The following is a 16,368-nucleotide window of genomic DNA, read 5'->3' on the forward strand; positions in this document are numbered from 1 at the left end:
GGCCCGCGTGAAGGCGTCACCGAAGAACTTGCTGGCCACGCTGCGCGGGGTGCGGCACGAGCGCCCGCCCTTGTGGCTGATGCGCCAGGCCGGACGCTATCTGCCCGAATATCGTGCCCTTCGCGAAACCAAGGGCGGCTTTCTCGAGCTTTGCTATGATCCCGAGGCCGCGGCCGAAGTGACGTTGCAGCCGATCCGGCGTTTCGGTTTCGACGGGTCGATCCTCTTTTCGGACATTCTCGTGATCCCGCACGCGCTCGGCCAGCATTTGTGGTTCGAGGCCGGCGAGGGGCCGCGGCTCGCACCCCCACTCGTCGATAGCACGCTGGCGTCGCTCGAGACGGCCCACCAGCGGCTCGACCCCGTCTATGCCACCGTCGCGCGCGTCGCGGCCGCGCTCCCGCCCGAAACGACCTTCCTCGGCTTTGCGGGGAGCCCGTGGACGGTCGCAACCTATATGGTGGCGGGGCAGGGGTCGAAGGACCAGGCCGCGGCCAGGCGGCTTGCGTTCGGCGATCCAGCGGCGTTCCAGGCGATTATCGACGCGATCGTCGAGCTGACCGTCACTTATCTGTCGGGCCAGATCGAAAATGGCGTCGACGCGGTGCAATTGTTCGACAGCTGGGCGGGCAGCCTGAGCCCTGCGCAATATGAGCGATGGGTGATCGCGCCCAACGCCGAGATCGTGCGCCGATTGAGGACGCTCCATCCCGATACGCCGATCATCGGCTTTCCAAAGGGTGCGGGCGGCAAGCTCCGCGCCTATGCCGACGAGACCGGCGTCGACGCGATCGGGCTCGACGAGACGGTCGATCCGCTGTGGGCCGACGCCATCTTGCCGGCGCATCTGCCCGTACAGGGCAATCTCGACCCGCTCGCGCTCGTCGCCGGCGGCGAAGCGCTCGATACCGCGATCAACCGCATCCTTGCGGCATTCCCGTCGCGTCCCCATATCTTCAACCTCGGCCATGGCATCGTGCCCGACACGCCGATCGCGCATGTCGAGCATCTGATCAGGCGCGTTCGCGGCGGATAATCTATGGAACTGGCGGGTTTTTTGGGGGCGACCATGCTTTGGATCAAAGCCGCGCATATCATTTTCGTGATTTTCCTGATGGCCGGCCTGTTTATGATGCCGCGCTTTTTCGTCTATCACCACCAAGCGCCCGTCGGGTCCGACGAGGACAAGAAGTGGATCGAGCGCGAAGACCGGCTGCGGCGGATCATTTTGAATCCCGCGTTGATTATCGTCTGGATCTTCGGGCTGATGCTCGCCTTCAACGGCGATTATTGGCGCGAGGGCTGGTTTATTGCCAAGCTGGTCCTCGTGCTCGCGCTGTCAGGCTATCATGGCTGGATGATCGGCTATGCGAAAAAGCTCGCGCGCGGGCTTCGTCCGCTCACCGAAAAGCAGCTTCGCCTGCTCAACGAGGTCCCCGGGATCGCCGCGGCGATTATCGTCATCCTCGTCGTGGTGCGTCCCTGAATCCCTGCCCTTCGGGCGCTGCCCGATTGACTTGACCCCGGCCCGGTTATAGGGGCCGATCAACCCCGCTCCGCGCGGGCGGCGCTTCCTTGCGCCGAAGCTATCTTGAACGGTCGTCCCACGGCCGGATAGGCACCCCAGGGTGCATCGAAATCGACTGTTATTTTCTCCCAAAATCTACCTGGAATCCATCCATGCATCTTAAAGAACTCAAAACCAAAGCCCCCGCCCAGCTCGTCGAAATGGCTGAAGAGCTGGGGGTCGAGGGCGCGTCGACGCTGCGCAAGCAGGACCTGATGTTCTCGATCCTGAAAGTACTCGCCGAAGAGGGCGAGGAAATCATCGGATCGGGCACGATCGAGGTTCTCCCGGACTCGTTCGGTTTCCTGCGCTCGTCCGAAGCCAATTATCTCGCGGGTCCCGACGACATCTATGTCTCGCCGAACCAGGTCCGCAAATATGGCCTGCGCACCGGCGACACCGTCGAAGGCGAGATCCGCGCGCCGCGCGACGGCGAGCGTTATTTTGCGCTGACCAAGCTGATCAGCGTCAATTTCGACGATCCCGACGTCGTCCGCCATCGCGTCAATTTCGACAACCTCACGCCGCTCTATCCGAACCAGAAGCTGTCGCTCGACACCGTCGACCCGACCGTCAAGGACAAGTCGGCCCGCGTGATCGACCTCGTCAGCCCGCAGGGCAAGGGCCAGCGCGCGCTGATCGTCGCGCCGCCGCGCACGGGCAAGACGGTGCTGCTGCAGAATATCGCCAAGGCGATCACCGACAATCATCCCGAGGTTTACCTCATCGTCCTCCTCGTCGACGAACGTCCCGAGGAAGTCACCGACATGCAGCGCAGCGTGAACGGCGAGGTCGTCTCCTCGACCTTCGACGAACCCGCGACGCGTCACGTCCAGGTCGCCGAAATGGTGATCGAAAAGGCCAAGCGCCTCGTCGAGCACAAGAAGGATGTCGTCATCCTGCTCGATTCGATCACGCGCCTCGGCCGCGCCTACAACACCGTCGTCCCGTCGTCGGGCAAGGTGCTCACCGGCGGTGTCGACGCGAACGCGCTCCAGCGCCCGAAGCGCTTCTTCGGCGCCGCGCGTAACATCGAGGAAGGCGGTTCGCTGTCGATCATCGCGACCGCGCTGATCGATACCGGCAGCCGCATGGACGAAGTGATCTTCGAAGAATTCAAGGGCACGGGTAACTCGGAAATCGTGCTCGACCGCAAGGTTGCCGACAAGCGCATCTTCCCGTCGCTCGACGTCGGCAAGTCGGGCACCCGCAAGGAAGAATTGCTCGTCGAAAAGGACAAGCTCAGCAAAATGTGGGTGCTGCGCCGTATCCTCATGCAGATGGGCACGATCGACGCGATGGAATTCCTGCTCGACAAGATCAAGGATTCGAAGACCAACGAGGATTTCTTCGACTCCATGAATCAGTAAGCCGACCCAGCGATGGCCGTGATCGAACATGCCTTGCTTCCCGTTTGTGCGGGAAGCGAGGCCGCGTTCGAGGCGGCCGCCCGCGCGGCGCGGCCGCTGATCGAAGCATCGCCCGGTTTTATTTCAATCGAAATTCGCCGCCCGACAGAAACTGGACAGGCCTATCTGCTTTTGGTGAAGTGGAGGTCGGTCGAGGATCATCGGGACGGCTTCCGGCAATCGGACCGTTATCAACAATGGCGGGCGTTGCTGCATCCCTTTTATGACCCTATGCCAGAGGTCAGCTATTTCGGAGACGCGCTGTGATTTTGGAATTTTTGACCCAGGCCGGCGCGCATGCCGCCGGATTTGGCGGACCCGCCGACATGTGGGGCGCAATCGTCAACGATTTTTCGAACATCACCGAACCCGCGGCCTTCGCCGCCTTCCTGCAGGTGCTGATGATCGACCTCGTCCTCGCGGGCGACAATGCGATCGTTGTTGGCGCACTCGCCGCGGGGCTTCCCGCCGAACAGCGCAAGAAGGTCATCCTGATCGGCGTGATCGCGGCATTGGTGTTGCGCATCGCCTTCGCGCTCGTCGTGACCCAGCTGATGCAGATCGTCGGGCTGATTTTCGTCGGCGGGCTGCTGCTCGTGTGGGTGGCGTGGAAGATGTGGCGCGAGCTGCGTCACACCGGCCAGTCGCATGGGTCGCCCGAGATTGCGGGTGACGAGCATTCGGGCCTGAAGCCCGCCAAGAGCTTTGCCGGCGCCGCCTGGGCGGTCGCCGTCGCCGACGTCAGCATGAGCCTCGATAACGTCCTCGCGGTCGCCGGTGCGGCGCGCGAGCATCCGGGCATCCTGATCGTCGGCCTGATCTTTGCCGTCGCGCTGATGGGCCTCGCGGCGAACATCATCGCCAAATATATCGAGCGTTACCGCTGGATCGCTTACGTCGGCCTTGCCGTGATCGTCTATGTCGCGGTCAAGATGATCTACGAAGGCTGGGTCGACCCCGGGGTCGGGGTCGGAACGCTCTTCGGCTAAAAAAGGAAAAGCCAGTCCTTCGCGGGACTGGCTTTTTTCTTGTCCGTTCCCATCTTTGGGGCATGTCCGCACTCCACATGACCCGCGTCGCCGTCGGCTGCGCCGACTATCCGGCGCTGGAGGCGCGGATCGCCAACTATGCCGCGGGCGGCGAAATTCGCTTTGCGACGCGGTTCCGGCCCAAGCGCGCCGACGAGCTGGTCGGCGGCAAGCTCCATTTCATCGTGAAACACACGCTCGTCGCGCGCGTCGAGATCTTGCGTTTCGAGGATCGCAGCGACGGTCGCGTTGACATCGTCTGCGTCGCCGATCTCGAGCGCGTGCACCCGCAGCCGAAGCGTGCGCATCAGGGCTGGCGCTATCTGGCCGACGCCGACGCGCCAAAGGGCGTCGACGATCAAAGCGGGGTCGGCGCGCTACCGCCCGAACTCTATCGCGAGCTCGCCGAACTGATGCTGATCTAGTTCGCGGCTTGCGCTGCGAGCATTTCGCCCATCTTTTCCCAGACCTTGTTGATCGCCTTGAGCGGTCGAACCATCACTTTGAAATCTTTTATTTTTCCGTGATCGTTCCAGGTGATGATGTCGACGCCGTTGATCTGGATGCCGTCGAGGACGCTCTGGAACTCGAGCACCGCCTGGTCGCCGTCGACGATCTCGCGCAGATAGCGGAAATCGTCGCCGCCGAGGACGTGGCTCGCGGCGTGGAGATAGGCGAAAACCTTGTCGCGGCCTTCCTGCGGCGTGTGGACGACGGGCGAGTGGAACACCGCATCCTCGGCGAGCAGGTCGCGCAAGGCCTGCGGGTCGCCGCCGCCTGCCATATAGGCGTGCCAGGCGGCGAGGCCGGGATGCGGCGCGCTCATGCGAGCTGCTCGGCGAAGAAGGCGCGGGTGCGGCCGTCGGCGAGCTGTGCGCCCTCTTCGTTGCGGCGGTTGCCCATTGTCGCGGCGAAACCATGGTCGAGCCCGGGATAGTCGTGGAGCGTGACCTTCGGGTGCGGGTCGAGCGCGTCGTGGATCTTTTTCTGCGCCGCATGATCGACGAAATGATCCTCGGTCGGGATATGGAGCATCAGCGGGTTCGCGATCGCGTGGCTTTCGTTCAGCATCTGGTCGATCATGACGCCATAATAGCCGACCGATGCGTCGATATCGGTGCGCGTCGCGGCCATATAGGCGAGGCGGCCGCCGAGGCAGAAACCGACCGCGCCGATCCTGTCGGCGCCCTGATTGCGCAGCCAGTGGATCGCGGCCTCGATATCCTTGACCCCGTCGTCGGCGTCATATTGGCCGAAATAGCCGAGCGCCTGCTGGAATTCGGCCTCGACATCGGGGCTGAGTTCGACCCCCGGCGCGAAACGCCAGAAAATGTCGGGTGCGATCGCGAGATAGCCTTCGGCCGCCCAGTCGTCGCACTTTTGGCGGATGCCTTCGTTGACGCCGAAAATTTCGGGGATGACGATGATTGCGCGCACGCTGTCGGCGTCGGGGCGCGCGACATAGGCGGGGATCGTGCCGGCGCCATCGAGCGTCGGGATGTCGGTGTTCGTTGCGGCCATGTGGGGAGCTCTCCTGACTCTTGCTTCTTTGCGGTGAAAGCGCGAAGCTAGCGGCGCTGCGGGCGTGGCTCAAGCGGCTTACCGGCATTTCGGGGCGGAGACTGGCGATGAAGTTCAATATCGAGATCGATTGCACCCCCGAAGAGGCGCGGCGCCTGTTCGGCCTTCCCGATCTCGAGCCGCTGCACGACATCTACCTCGACCGCGTCAAGGAATTGATGGCGAAGGGGATCACCCCCGACATGGTCCAGTCGATGGTCAAGACCTGGGTGCCGATGGGCGGCAGCGGGCTCGAACTCGTCCAGTCGCTGCTTGGCCAGTTCGGCGGCGGATTGATGGGCGGCGCGTCGAAGTCGGCCGACAAGGACGATGACGACAAGTCCGCCAAGGGGCGCAAGAGCTGAACCAAGCCATTGTAAGCGATACGATTTTTGCGCTGTCGAGCGGGATGCCGCCGGCGGCGATCGGCGTCGTGCGCGTCAGCGGACCGCAGGCTGCAGCAGCGCTGAAAGCGCTCGCGGGACGGCTGCCCGAACCGCGCTATGCCTCACTCGCCGCGCTCAAAGACACCAATGGCACACCGCTCGATAGCGCGTTGATCCTCTGGTTCCCCGGCCCGGCGACGGCGACCGGCGAAGATCTCGCCGAACTGCATCTGCACGGCGGGCGCGCAGTGGTCGCGGCGGTGGAGGCGGCGCTTGGCGCGATGCCGGGGGTGCGGCCCGCGGTCGCGGGGGAATTTACGCGGCGCGCGTTCGACAACGGCCGGATCGACCTTGCCGAGGCCGAGGGGCTCGCCGACCTGCTCGCGGCCGAGACCGAAAGCCAGCGGGTGCAGGCGCTCGGCATGGCGAGCGGGCATGTCTCGCGTGCGGTCGCGGGTTGGCAGGACCAACTGCTCACGCTGATGGCGGGCGCCGAGGCCGAACTTAATTTTGCCGATGAGGATGATGTCGAAGTTGGCGACGCTGTTGCGCAGCGTCTGATTGCGGGGATGGGGGCCCTTTCGGGCGAGCTCGGCGAATGGCTGGCGCGGCCGGCGGCGGAGGTGATCGCCGAGGGGCTGTCGGTGGTGATCGCGGGGCCGCCGAATGCAGGAAAATCGACCTTGATCAATGCTTTGGCGCGGCGCGAGCTGGCGATCGTGTCGCCGGTCGCGGGGACGACGCGCGACGTGATCGAAACGCCGCTCGCGCTCGACGGGATCGCAATGCGTTTTTCCGACACCGCGGGGATCCGCGGTGAGGGCGCCGACGAAATCGAGGCGATCGGGATCGGTCGCGCGAAGGCGGCGGTCGAGGGTGCGGATATCCTGCTGTGGCTTGGCCCGCCAAAGGCGGCGCCAGCGCATCCGCGCTGCATCACGATCGCCGCGCAGGTCGATCGCTGGGCGGGCGATGCGGCGGCGGAGGCCGGGGCGGCGCATTGCGACCTGATTCTGTCGGCGGCGACGGGCGAGGGGATGGACAAGCTTCACCGCTATATCGTCGACATGGCGCGCACCTTGTTGCCGCGCGAAGGCGAAGCGGCGCTGCGCCAGCGCCAGCGCGCCGCGCTCGCCGAAGCGCGCGATTGGCTGACGATTGCGGCAGGGACTCGCGAGACGCACGATTTAATCCTACTCGCCGAGCGGCTTAGGCTTGCTGCGACCGCGCTTGATCGAATCACCGGGCGTGCCGGAGTCGAAGAAATGCTCGACGCCCTGTTCGGGCGTTTCTGCATCGGGAAATGATGTTCCACGTGAAACATCGGGCGGCAAGCAGCGCGGTGGATTCGGCGCGCGCTTTGCGGTAAAGGCCGCACCAATCATGCAGAATGAAGCAATTTTCGATGTCATCGTCGTCGGCGGTGGCCATGCCGGAACCGAAGCCGCGGCCGCCGCGGCGCGGCTCGGTGCGTCCGTCGCGCTCGTCAGTTTCGACCCCGCGCTGATCGGCACGATGTCGTGCAACCCGGCGATCGGTGGGCTCGGTAAGGGCCATTTGATGCGCGAGGTCGACGCGCTCGACGGCTGGATGGCGCGCGCTGCGGATAGCGCGGCGATCCATTATCGCATGCTCAACGCGTCGAAGGGGGCGGCGGTGCAGGGACCACGCGTCCAGGCCGACCGCAAACTCTATCGCGAGGCGATCCAGAACTTGCTCGCGGCCGAGGACGGCATCACCGTCGTCGCGGGCGAAGCGGCCGCGCTTCGGCTGTCGGAGGATGGGTGCGTCGAAGGGCTCGATCTCGCCGACGGGTCTGTTTTGAAGGCCCGCGCCATCGTGCTCGCAACGGGGACATTTCTCGGCGGCCGACTCTTCCGCGGCGAAGAACGGATGGAGGGCGGGCGCATCGGCGAAGCGGGCGCACACCGCCTCGCCGAACAATTACGTGCGGCCGACCTGCCGATGGCGCGGCTCAAGACGGGCACGCCGCCGCGGCTCGACGGGCGGACGATAGACTGGGCGCGGCTCGATGAGCAGCCGTCGGATAGTGCGGAAGGCGCGCGCTGGACCTGTTCCACGTGGAACAGTGAACGGACGGTGCCGCAGATTTTTTGCGCGATCACGCGCACCAATGCCCAAAGTCACGCGATCATCGCGGCGAATCTCGATCGCTCGCCGCTGTTCACGGGCGCGATCGGCGCGGCGGGGCCGCGTTATTGCCCGTCGATCGAGGACAAGATCCACCGTTTCGCCGACCGCGACGGGCATCAGGTATTTCTGGAACCCGAGGGGCTCGATTCGTTCCTCGTCTATCCGAACGGGATTTCGACCTCGCTGCCCGCCGATGTGCAGCTTGCGATGCTGCGCACGATGGAGGGGTTGGAGGCGGTCGAGATGGTCGTGCCGGGCTATGCGGTCGAATATGACCATATCGACCCGCGCGCGCTCGACCGGACATTGCAGGTGCGCGCGATGCCCGGGCTTTGGTGTGCGGGGCAGATCAACGGCACGACGGGATATGAGGAGGCGGCGGCACAGGGGCTGGTCGCCGGAGCGAATGCCGCGCTCGCCGCGCAGGGCCGCGATCCGCTGATCCTCGACCGGTCCGAATCCTATATCGGCGTGATGGTCGACGATCTGGTTCTGCAGGGCGTCACCGAACCCTATCGCATGCTCACCGCGCGCGCCGAATATCGACTGCGCCTCCGCGCCGACAATGCCGCGACGCGGCTTACGCCGAAGGGGATTGCACTGGGGTTGGCGCGGCCCGCGACCGCCGCGCTGTTCGCCGCGCGGCAGGCCGAACGGGCGCGCGCCGAAGCCCAGCTCGATGCGCCGGTCGCGACCGCCGATTATGCTGCGGTCGGACTGGCCCTCCCGGGCGATGGTATCGCGCGCAAGCGGATCGACCTGCTGCGCTATCCCGGCGTGACGATGGCCCGGCTCGCCCTGCTTGCGCCCGAACTCGATTCGATCGATCCGGCGATTCTGTCCGAGATCGCCGAGGATGCGCATTACGCGCCCTATATCGCGCGGCAGGATGCCGAACTGCGCGCGCTCGCCGCAAATGAGGCGATCATGCTCGACCCCGCGCTCGATTATGCCGCGATCGGCGGGCTATCGCGCGAGATGGTCGAACGGCTGACGAAGGCACAGCCCGAGACGCTGGGGCAGGCGGCGCGGATCGACGGGGTGACCCCGGCGGCGCTGACCGCAATCATGGTACATAGCCGGCGGCGCGCCGCATGAGCCGATCGACGTTTGAAAACAGAGGGTGCGCACGTGTCGGTTGAACTGCTTGATAGCGAAGACGCCGCACGGGCCTGGATCGGCGAGGCATTTTCACCGACCGCTGGTCAATGGAAACAGCTTGAGCGCTTCGTCGATCTTTTGATCGCCGAAAGCGTGCAGCAGAATCTGATCGCGTCATCGACGATCCCGACGATGTGGGTCCGGCATATTGCCGACAGCGCCCAGCTCTTGTCTTTCGACACCCGCGACAGCGATGGTCTCTGGATCGATCTTGGAAGCGGCGCGGGATTGCCGGGGCTGGTTATCGCCATATTGAGTCCGCGCCCGGTGCTGCTCGTGGAGTCGCGAAAACGACGCTGCGATTTCTTGCGCAGCGTCGCTGCGGAGCTTGATCTCGCAAATGTCGAGGTCGTCGAAGCGCCTTTGGAGCGGATCGAAACGCGGCCCGCATCGACAATCAGCGCGCGCGCCTTTGCCCCGCTCGACAAGCTGCTCGACTTATCCGCGCGTTTTTCCACCGAATCGACGCGCTGGCTGCTGCCAAAAGGCCGAAACGCGGTTAAGGAACTGGCTTTGCTGCCCCAGCCATGGCAGAGAATGTTCCACGTGGAACAGAGCCGTACCGATGCTGAGAGCCAGATTTTGGTCGGCTCCGGAAAAATCGCGGCAAAACAGCGAGGAAAGCGATGATCCGCATTGCCGTGGCGAACCAGAAGGGTGGGGTCGGCAAGACGACGACGGCAATCAATCTGGCGACCGCGCTCGCGGCGACGGGCTGGCGCACGCTGATCATCGACCTCGATCCGCAGGGCAATGCGTCGACCGGGCTGGGAATCAAGCAATCGCAACGCGAATCTTCGAGCTATGAATTGCTGCGTGGCGACGCGACGCTGGCCGAGTGCGCGATCCCGACCGCGGTGCCGCGGCTCGACATCGTCACCGCGACGGTCGACCTGTCGGGGGCCGAGATCGAGCTGATCGAATTTCAGGACCGGTTGCACCGTCTGCAACAGGCGCTGTCGAGCGCCGAGGCGGGGCAGTGGGATATCTGCCTGATCGACTGCCCGCCATCGTTGGGCATGCTGACACTCAACGCGCTGATCGCGGCCGAATCGCTGATCGTGCCGCTGCAATGCGAATTCTTCGCGCTTGAGGGGCTCAGCCAGCTGCTCACCACGGTCGAACGCGTGCGCGAACGCTTCAACCAGAAATTGTCGATCCTGGGGGTTGCGCTCACCATGTTCGATCGCCGCAACCGGCTGACCGATCAGGTGTCCGACGATGTGCGCGAGGTGCTCGGCCCGGTCGTGTTCGAAACGGTGATCCCGCGCAACGTCCGCCTGTCCGAAGCGCCGAGCCATGGCTTGCCGGCCTTGATCTACGATCATCGCTGCGCCGGATCGGCGGCCTATATCGCACTCGCACGCGAGTTGATCGACCGGCTTCCTAACGTCCGTAAGGCTGCTTAAATGGCTGATAATAAAGACGAAAATGGATCGGAATCGACACCGGCGCGCAAGCGCCCTTCGGGCCTCGGTCGCGGGCTCAATGCGCTGTTCGGCGATGTCGCGGTCGAGGCACCGGTGCTTGCGACCCCCGGCAGCGCCGCGAAGGCCACGCCGGTGGCGGGCGATTCGGTGCAGCATGTTCCCGTCGGGGCGATTCGCCCGCTGCCGGGCCAGCCGCGCCGCCATTTCGACGAAAATGCGATCGCCGAGCTCGCCGATTCGATCGGGCTGCGCGGATTGCTGCAGCCGATCATCGTCCGCCGCTCGCCCGATGGTGAAGGTTATCAACTTGTTGCCGGTGAACGGCGCTGGCGCGCGGCACAGCGCGCGGGGTTGCACCAGATTCCCGCGCTTGTGCGCGAACTCGACGATGCCGCGACCTATGAGATCGCGTTGGTCGAGAATATCCAGCGCCAGGATCTCAACGCGATCGAAGAGGCGAGCGCCTATCGCCGCCTGATCGAGGATTTCGGGCATAATCAGGAAGCGCTGGCGAAGCTGGTCGGCAAGTCGCGCAGCCATGTCGCGAATCTGATGCGCCTGCTCGACCTGCCCGCGAGCGTGCAGACGCTCGTTGGCGACGGATCGCTCGCGATGGGTCATGCGCGCGCGCTGATCGGCGCCGACGGCGCCGAGGCGATCGCGCGCCGCGTCGCGAAGGAAGGGCTGTCGGTCCGTGCGGTCGAGGCGCTGGTGCGCGCGGGCAAGGGTGGCGATGCGCCGCGCAAGGCTCCGCTTGAATTCAAGAGCGCCGATGGCGGGCGCGATCCCGATATCGTCGCGGTCGAGCGGCACCTGTCCGAACTGCTCGGAATCGGTGTCGCGATTCATTATGCCGGTGAGGGCAAAGGCGCGTTGACGCTGAAATTCGCATCGCTCGACCAGCTCGATATGATCTGCCAGCGATTGTCGGGCGAATCGATCTGATCTGCGCCGGGCTGGGTGCATGTGCGATTCTTGCCGGACGCGGCTCAATTTGTGCCAGTCCGGGCCGTTAATGAGGGAAACGGGGCTCCTCCGCTCCGCTTTATATGCTTCTAAAGCCCTGATTTCGCCCGGTTACATCGCGTAACACGGGCCAATCCTTGTTGCACCGTTAACCAATATTGCTGGCAAAGCCTGAACGGGTCGCCCCGTAGAGAGGTTGGCGAATGGGGTGGGATATCCATTCGAATTTCGACTTCCAATTTTCGAAATCAAGGGACCAAATCATATGCGCAACTTTGGAATGAAGCGCGCCCTCTTGGGCGCCGCGATTGCTGCCCTCGCCATGAACGCCTCGGCGGCGCATGCGGCGTCGGCCACCGGTACGGCAACAGCGAAGATCCTGCGCCAGATCACGCTCACCAAGACCAGCGATCTGCAATATGCGACGATCATCAGCGGCGCGACCGCCTCGACCGTCGCGGTGTCGACCGCCGGTGCCGCGAGCTGCGGCGCGGGCCTGACCTGCACGGGCACGACGACGGCGGGCAGCTATGACGTCCAGGGCACCAACGGTGCCGTGGTGCTGGTCGGCGGCGATTCGAGCGTCACGCTCAACGGCTCGCTCGGCGGCACGATGTCGTCGACGCTGACCTATTCGTCGGCGAACATCACGCTGGGCGCCACGGGCGGCAGCTTCCAGGTCGGCGGCACGCTGAGCGTCGGCGCCAACCAGGCCGCGGGCGATTATTCGGGGACGTTCAACGTCACCGCGAACTACCAATAAGATTGGGGGGCCTGGCGGGCCGAGATCCGCCAGCCGTTAAAATGGGGTCGCCGGCATGGATCCGGCGACCCCTTTTTTGTGCCAGCCGCCGCGATGGTTAGCGAAATCTCAACCATGTTGGCGCAGGCAGGATGCGACCATCGGGACGGTGTGGGGCCGTTTCCCGGACGATTGTGGGGATCGTATCCAATGCTTCGCTTTTTGAAGGCCTTTGGCCTGTTCACCGCGGCTGCGCTCGGCGCCGCGGCATCGCCCGCGCTGGCGGCGGGCGACCTGCTCGTCGCGCCGACGCGCGTCATCCTCGATGGATCGCGCGGGACCGAGGTGGTGCTCAATAATATCGGCAGCGAGCCCGCGACCTATCGCATCAGCCTCGAGATCAAGCGGATGACCGCCGAGGGCGGGCTCGACGAGATCGCCGAGGAGAATGTCACGGCGGCCGAACGGACCGCGCTCGACATGATCGCCTTCAGCCCGCGCCGCGTCACCCTGCCGCCGAACCAGCCACAGGTCGTGCGCGTCGGGGTGCGCTTGCCCGAAGGGACGCCGCCGGGCGAATATCGCGCACATATGCTGTTCCGCGCGGTTCCCGACGCGGCGCCCGCGACCGCAGAGCCCAAGCCGGCGAGCGAGGGGGTGTCGATCGCGCTCACGCCGATTTACGGGATCACGATCCCGGTGATCGTGCGTGTCGGCGACCTCGGCGCCGAAGCATCGATCGGCGCGGCGTGGGTCACCGAAACCCAGGATGGGCCGGCGTTCAATTTCGACCTTTCGCGTACGGGCGATCGCTCGGTCTATGGCGATATCGAGGTAACGCGGCCGGGGGTCGCCGAGCCCTTGCTCGTCGCGCGCGGCATCGCGGTCTATCCCGAGGTCGGCGCGCGCAAGGTCTCGCTCCGCGTTCCGGGCGAGCTCGCGGCGAAGCTGAAGGGGCCGGTGCGTATTCGCTATAGCGAAGACCGCGAAATCGGCGGCGGCACGATCGACGAGGCCGAGCGGGTGGTACAATGATGGCGTAAGGACGGAGCGACGCGGGCGGGGCGATGATCCGCGCGATGCTCTCGCGATGGAAACCGGCGATGATGGCCGGGCTGGCGCTGGTGGGGCTCGTTCCCGCCGGCGCCGAAGCCGTTGAGAAAAAGCCCGTTTCGATTGCGAGCGATGGCTGGGCGCCGAATGAGGACGACAGCTGGTTGTTCGATGTGCGCTCGGGGCAATACCGGCTCGGCGACGGGGTACGCGGCTATCAGACTCCGCAGGGGGTGTGCGTCGATCTTGGCGATGTCGTGCTCGCGCTCGACCTCGCTGTGCGTGTCGACAAGAAGTTGCGCCGCGCAACCGGCTGGGTGTTCGACGAGCGGCGCAGCCTGACGATCGACCGCGACGCGGGCGACGTGCGCGCGGGGAGCGAGAGCTTTCGCCTGACTGCGACGACGATCCGCGACACGTCCGCGGGGTGGTGCGTCGACCTCGATAGCCTGAACGACTGGCTCGGGGTGCCGCTGACCGCCGATCTGTCAAATGCGGTGCTGCGGGTCGATACGAAGGACAAGCTGCCGTTCCAGCTCGCCGCCGAACGCCGCGCGCGCGCCGCGGCGATCCGCCCGCAGGCGCAGTTCGATCTTGCGAGCCTGCCGCAGACGGCGCGGCCGTATCAGGCATGGGCGACGCCCTCGATCGATGTCGTCGCATCGGCGGGCGTCGTGTCGGACAAGCGCGGCGGATCCTATGTCCAGGGGCGCTACGAGATTTTCGCGGCGGGCGAGGTCGCCCGGCAAAGTTTCGAGGCACGACTGTCGTCGGACAATGAGGGTGTGCCCGACAGCCTGCGGATGCGGCTCTATCGTACCGATCCGCAAGGGCGGCTGCTCGGTCCGCTGAGGGCGACGCATTATGGCGTGGGCGATGTCAGCCTGCTCTCGACCGGCATCGTCGCCGCGTCGGCACCGGGTCGCGGCGCGGTGCTCACCAACCGCCCGATCGAGCGGCCCGACGCGTTCGACAAGACGACGTTCCGCGGCGATTTGCCCGCGGGCTGGGATGCCGAGCTGTATCGCAACGGGCAATTGCTCGCTTTTACGAGCCCGAACGGCGACGGGCGCTACGAGTTTATCGACGTGCCGCTGCAATATGGCGCGAACCGCTTCGAAATCGTGCTGTACGGGCCGCAGGGGCAGATACGGCGCGAAATCCGGCAGGTGCAGGTGGGCATGGATTCGATCCCGCCGCAGCAAACCTGGTATTGGGCGGGCTTCGCGCAGGAAAATGCCGACCTGGTCGAGTTTGGCGACCGGCGGCGCGGGGCGTTCCGGCGCGGCTGGCGCGGGACGATGGGGGTCGAGCGCGGGCTCGACACGCGCACGTCCGCCGCGGCCTATTTCCACAGCCTGCTGATCGAAAATGTCCGCTATAATTATGGCGAGGTCGCGTTGCGCCGCTCGATCGGGCCGACCTTGCTCGAGGTCGGGGGATCATACGCTGATAATGGCGGCTTCGCGGCACGCGCGAGCTGGCTTGCCGCGTTCGGCGAAACCTATGTGCGTGCCGACGCGATGCGCGGCTGGGGCGGGTTCGTTTCGGATCGTTTGATCAATAATATCAACGGTATCTATTCAGTGTCGGTCGACCAGTCGGTCAAGTTCGGGCGAATGGTGCTGCCGCTGCATTTCGACGTGCGGCAGGTCGAACGATGGTCGGGGGTCGACAGCCTCGAAGCCAGCGCGCGCGCGTCGGCGAGTTTCCGCGCGCTGACCTTTACCGGGCAACTCGACTGGAGCCGCACCAAGGTGCCGATCGGTCCTGACCCGCCCGACAATCTCTCCGCCAGCCTGCTTGCCAACGCCCGCATCGGGCGCGTTCGCGTCCGCGGCGAGGCGCGTTTTGCGCTGTCGGGCGCCAATACCGATTCGCGCATGACCCTGATCGGCGAATGGGCCGGGAAGGGCGACGCGGAATGGCGCACCGAGCTCGGCTATGACCGCGGGCTCGATCGTGCACGCGCCGGGCTTGGATATACGCGCCGTTTCAACAAGTTGCAGCTGACGGGATTCGGCGAGGTCGCGAGCGACGGATCGGTCGCGGCGTCGCTGGCGCTCGCTTTCAGCTTTGGCCCCAGGTCGGCGGGCGGTTGGCGCGTGTCGAGCGAGAAGCTCGCGAGCCGCGGGCAGGTGGTCGCCGAGGTCTGGATGGACGAGAATGGCGACGGGGTCCGCCAGCCGGGCGAAGCCGCGCTGCCCGACGTGCCGCTGACCGCGGGCAACGCCTTTGTCGACGCCGCGACCGACAAGGCGGGGCGCGGTGCGATCGACGGGCTCGAACCCTTCCGCCCCGTGATGATCGGCATCGACGCGGGCAGCTTGCCCGATCCCTATGTCCAGCCCGCGCTGCCGGGAGTCGTGGTGACCCCGCGGCCCGGCGTTGCGACGCGCGTGCTGCTGCCGATGGCGGCGGCGGGTGAGATCGAGGGCACTCTGCGCCGCGATGGCGGCAACCCGATCGAGGGGCTGGGAGTCGAACTCATCGACGCCGAAGGGCGCGTGCGCGCGACGACGATCACCGAATTCGACGGCTATTTCCTGTTCGAGGGCGTCGCTTACGGGCGCTATACGGTGCGGCTGGGCAAGGCGTCGGCTGCGGCGCTCAGGCTCGACGGGGCTTTTGCTATCGGCGCGGTTCCGGGCAAGGCGACGCCGCGGGTGCGGCTGGGGACAGTCACGCTGAAACCGCTACGCCGTGATGTTGCGATACGGGAAGATGTGTCGCCCGGGAGCGCCAGTGCGCGCGGACCGCCGGGCGAGGGAGATGGTGCGCAATAGATGCGATGGCTGCTTTGGGTGGTAAGCGGAGCTGGCCTCACTTTCCTTCGTCATCCCGGGCTTGACCCGGAATCCCGCTTCTTTTGAAGGACGGGCGGCTTTTGATTTCAAGCGGGACCCCGGATC

The 16,368-nt window shown here is 65.4% G+C and carries 17 protein-coding genes; 15 read left to right on the plus strand and 2 right to left on the minus strand.

The window, feature by feature from the left end:
- The first annotated feature begins 7 nt into the window (after positions 1-7).
- From hemE to FG91_RS08910, 6 genes are all read left to right on the plus strand, one after another.
- Entirely contained in the window at positions 8-1,036 is a 1,029-nt protein-coding gene (gene hemE / locus FG91_RS08885; protein ID WP_037514311.1) for a uroporphyrinogen decarboxylase, read from the plus strand.
- Positions 1,037-1,069: 33 nt separating this feature from the next.
- Complete coding sequence (locus FG91_RS08890; protein WP_443027738.1) at positions 1,070-1,486, plus strand: CopD family protein; 417 nt, start codon at positions 1,070-1,072, stop codon at positions 1,484-1,486.
- A gap of 194 nt (positions 1,487-1,680) precedes the next feature.
- Positions 1,681-2,937 carry a transcription termination factor Rho gene (gene rho / locus FG91_RS08895; RefSeq protein ID WP_037514314.1) on the plus strand — a complete coding sequence of 419 codons (1,257 nt, stop codon included), beginning with the start codon at positions 1,681-1,683 and terminating at the stop codon, positions 2,935-2,937.
- Positions 2,938-2,949: 12 nt separating this feature from the next.
- On the plus strand, positions 2,950-3,243 hold the full coding sequence (locus tag FG91_RS08900) for an antibiotic biosynthesis monooxygenase family protein (RefSeq protein WP_037514315.1): 294 nt from the start codon (positions 2,950-2,952) through the stop codon (positions 3,241-3,243).
- Between the two features lie 59 nt (positions 3,244-3,302).
- Positions 3,303-3,965, plus strand: coding sequence for a TerC family protein (locus FG91_RS08905; protein WP_152568065.1), 663 nt, complete (start codon positions 3,303-3,305; stop codon positions 3,963-3,965).
- A gap of 62 nt (positions 3,966-4,027) precedes the next feature.
- Positions 4,028-4,429, plus strand: coding sequence for a DUF1489 family protein (locus FG91_RS08910; RefSeq protein WP_037514316.1), 402 nt, complete (start codon positions 4,028-4,030; stop codon positions 4,427-4,429).
- On the opposite strand, the gene FG91_RS08915 is transcribed toward FG91_RS08910, so the two are convergent.
- Together FG91_RS08915 and FG91_RS08920 are read right to left on the minus strand one after the other, a co-directional pair.
- Positions 4,426-4,830, minus strand: a complete 405-nt coding sequence (locus tag FG91_RS08915) for a nuclear transport factor 2 family protein (protein WP_037514317.1) — start codon at positions 4,828-4,830, stop codon at positions 4,426-4,428. The two genes, FG91_RS08910 and FG91_RS08915, sit on opposite strands and share 4 nt — an antisense overlap.
- Positions 4,827-5,525 carry a dienelactone hydrolase family protein gene (locus FG91_RS08920; RefSeq protein WP_037514319.1) on the minus strand — a complete coding sequence of 233 codons (699 nt, stop codon included), beginning with the start codon at positions 5,523-5,525 and terminating at the stop codon, positions 4,827-4,829. The genes FG91_RS08915 and FG91_RS08920 overlap by 4 nt, the downstream gene beginning before the upstream one ends.
- Positions 5,526-5,632: 107 nt before the next feature.
- Here FG91_RS08920 and FG91_RS08925 point away from each other — a divergent pair, with 107 nt between their 5' ends.
- The 9 genes from FG91_RS08925 to FG91_RS08965 all read left to right on the plus strand — a co-directional run bounded on the left by FG91_RS08925 (position 5,633) and on the right by FG91_RS08965 (position 16,242).
- A complete protein-coding gene (locus tag FG91_RS08925) occupies positions 5,633-5,929 on the plus strand; it encodes a DUF6489 family protein (protein ID WP_037514320.1) in 297 nt (98 codons plus the stop codon).
- A gap of 8 nt (positions 5,930-5,937) precedes the next feature.
- Positions 5,938-7,257 (plus strand): tRNA uridine-5-carboxymethylaminomethyl(34) synthesis GTPase MnmE, encoded by a 1,320-nt coding sequence (gene mnmE, locus FG91_RS08930; RefSeq protein ID WP_152568061.1) that lies wholly within the window; start codon positions 5,938-5,940, stop codon positions 7,255-7,257.
- 76 nt (positions 7,258-7,333) lie between these two features.
- Positions 7,334-9,202 (plus strand): tRNA uridine-5-carboxymethylaminomethyl(34) synthesis enzyme MnmG, encoded by a 1,869-nt coding sequence (gene mnmG / locus FG91_RS08935; protein WP_037514324.1) that lies wholly within the window; start codon positions 7,334-7,336, stop codon positions 9,200-9,202.
- Positions 9,203-9,235: 33 nt separating this feature from the next.
- Complete coding sequence (gene rsmG / locus FG91_RS08940; protein WP_081940495.1) at positions 9,236-9,895, plus strand: 16S rRNA (guanine(527)-N(7))-methyltransferase RsmG; 660 nt, start codon at positions 9,236-9,238, stop codon at positions 9,893-9,895.
- Positions 9,892-10,674 carry a ParA family protein gene (locus FG91_RS08945; RefSeq protein WP_037514325.1) on the plus strand — a complete coding sequence of 261 codons (783 nt, stop codon included), beginning with the start codon at positions 9,892-9,894 and terminating at the stop codon, positions 10,672-10,674. The genes rsmG and FG91_RS08945 overlap by 4 nt, the downstream gene beginning before the upstream one ends.
- Positions 10,675-11,640, plus strand: a complete 966-nt coding sequence (locus FG91_RS08950; protein ID WP_037514326.1) for a ParB/RepB/Spo0J family partition protein — start codon at positions 10,675-10,677, stop codon at positions 11,638-11,640.
- A 286-nt stretch (positions 11,641-11,926) separates the two neighbouring features.
- Entirely contained in the window at positions 11,927-12,424 is a 498-nt protein-coding gene (locus FG91_RS08955) for a DUF4402 domain-containing protein (protein WP_037514327.1), read from the plus strand.
- A 189-nt stretch (positions 12,425-12,613) separates the two neighbouring features.
- On the plus strand, positions 12,614-13,438 hold the full coding sequence (locus tag FG91_RS08960; protein WP_037514329.1) for a hypothetical protein: 825 nt from the start codon (positions 12,614-12,616) through the stop codon (positions 13,436-13,438).
- Between the two features lie 68 nt (positions 13,439-13,506).
- The gene (locus FG91_RS08965) at positions 13,507-16,242 is read left to right on the plus strand and encodes a carboxypeptidase-like regulatory domain-containing protein (RefSeq protein WP_235211988.1); all 2,736 of its coding nucleotides are present in this window, start codon (positions 13,507-13,509) and stop codon (positions 16,240-16,242) included.
- The last annotated feature ends 126 nt before the right edge of the window (positions 16,243-16,368 follow it).

Origin of the sequence: Sphingopyxis sp. LC81 (assembly GCF_000756375.1) — a bacterium.
Lineage (GTDB): Bacteria > Pseudomonadota > Alphaproteobacteria > Sphingomonadales > Sphingomonadaceae > Sphingopyxis.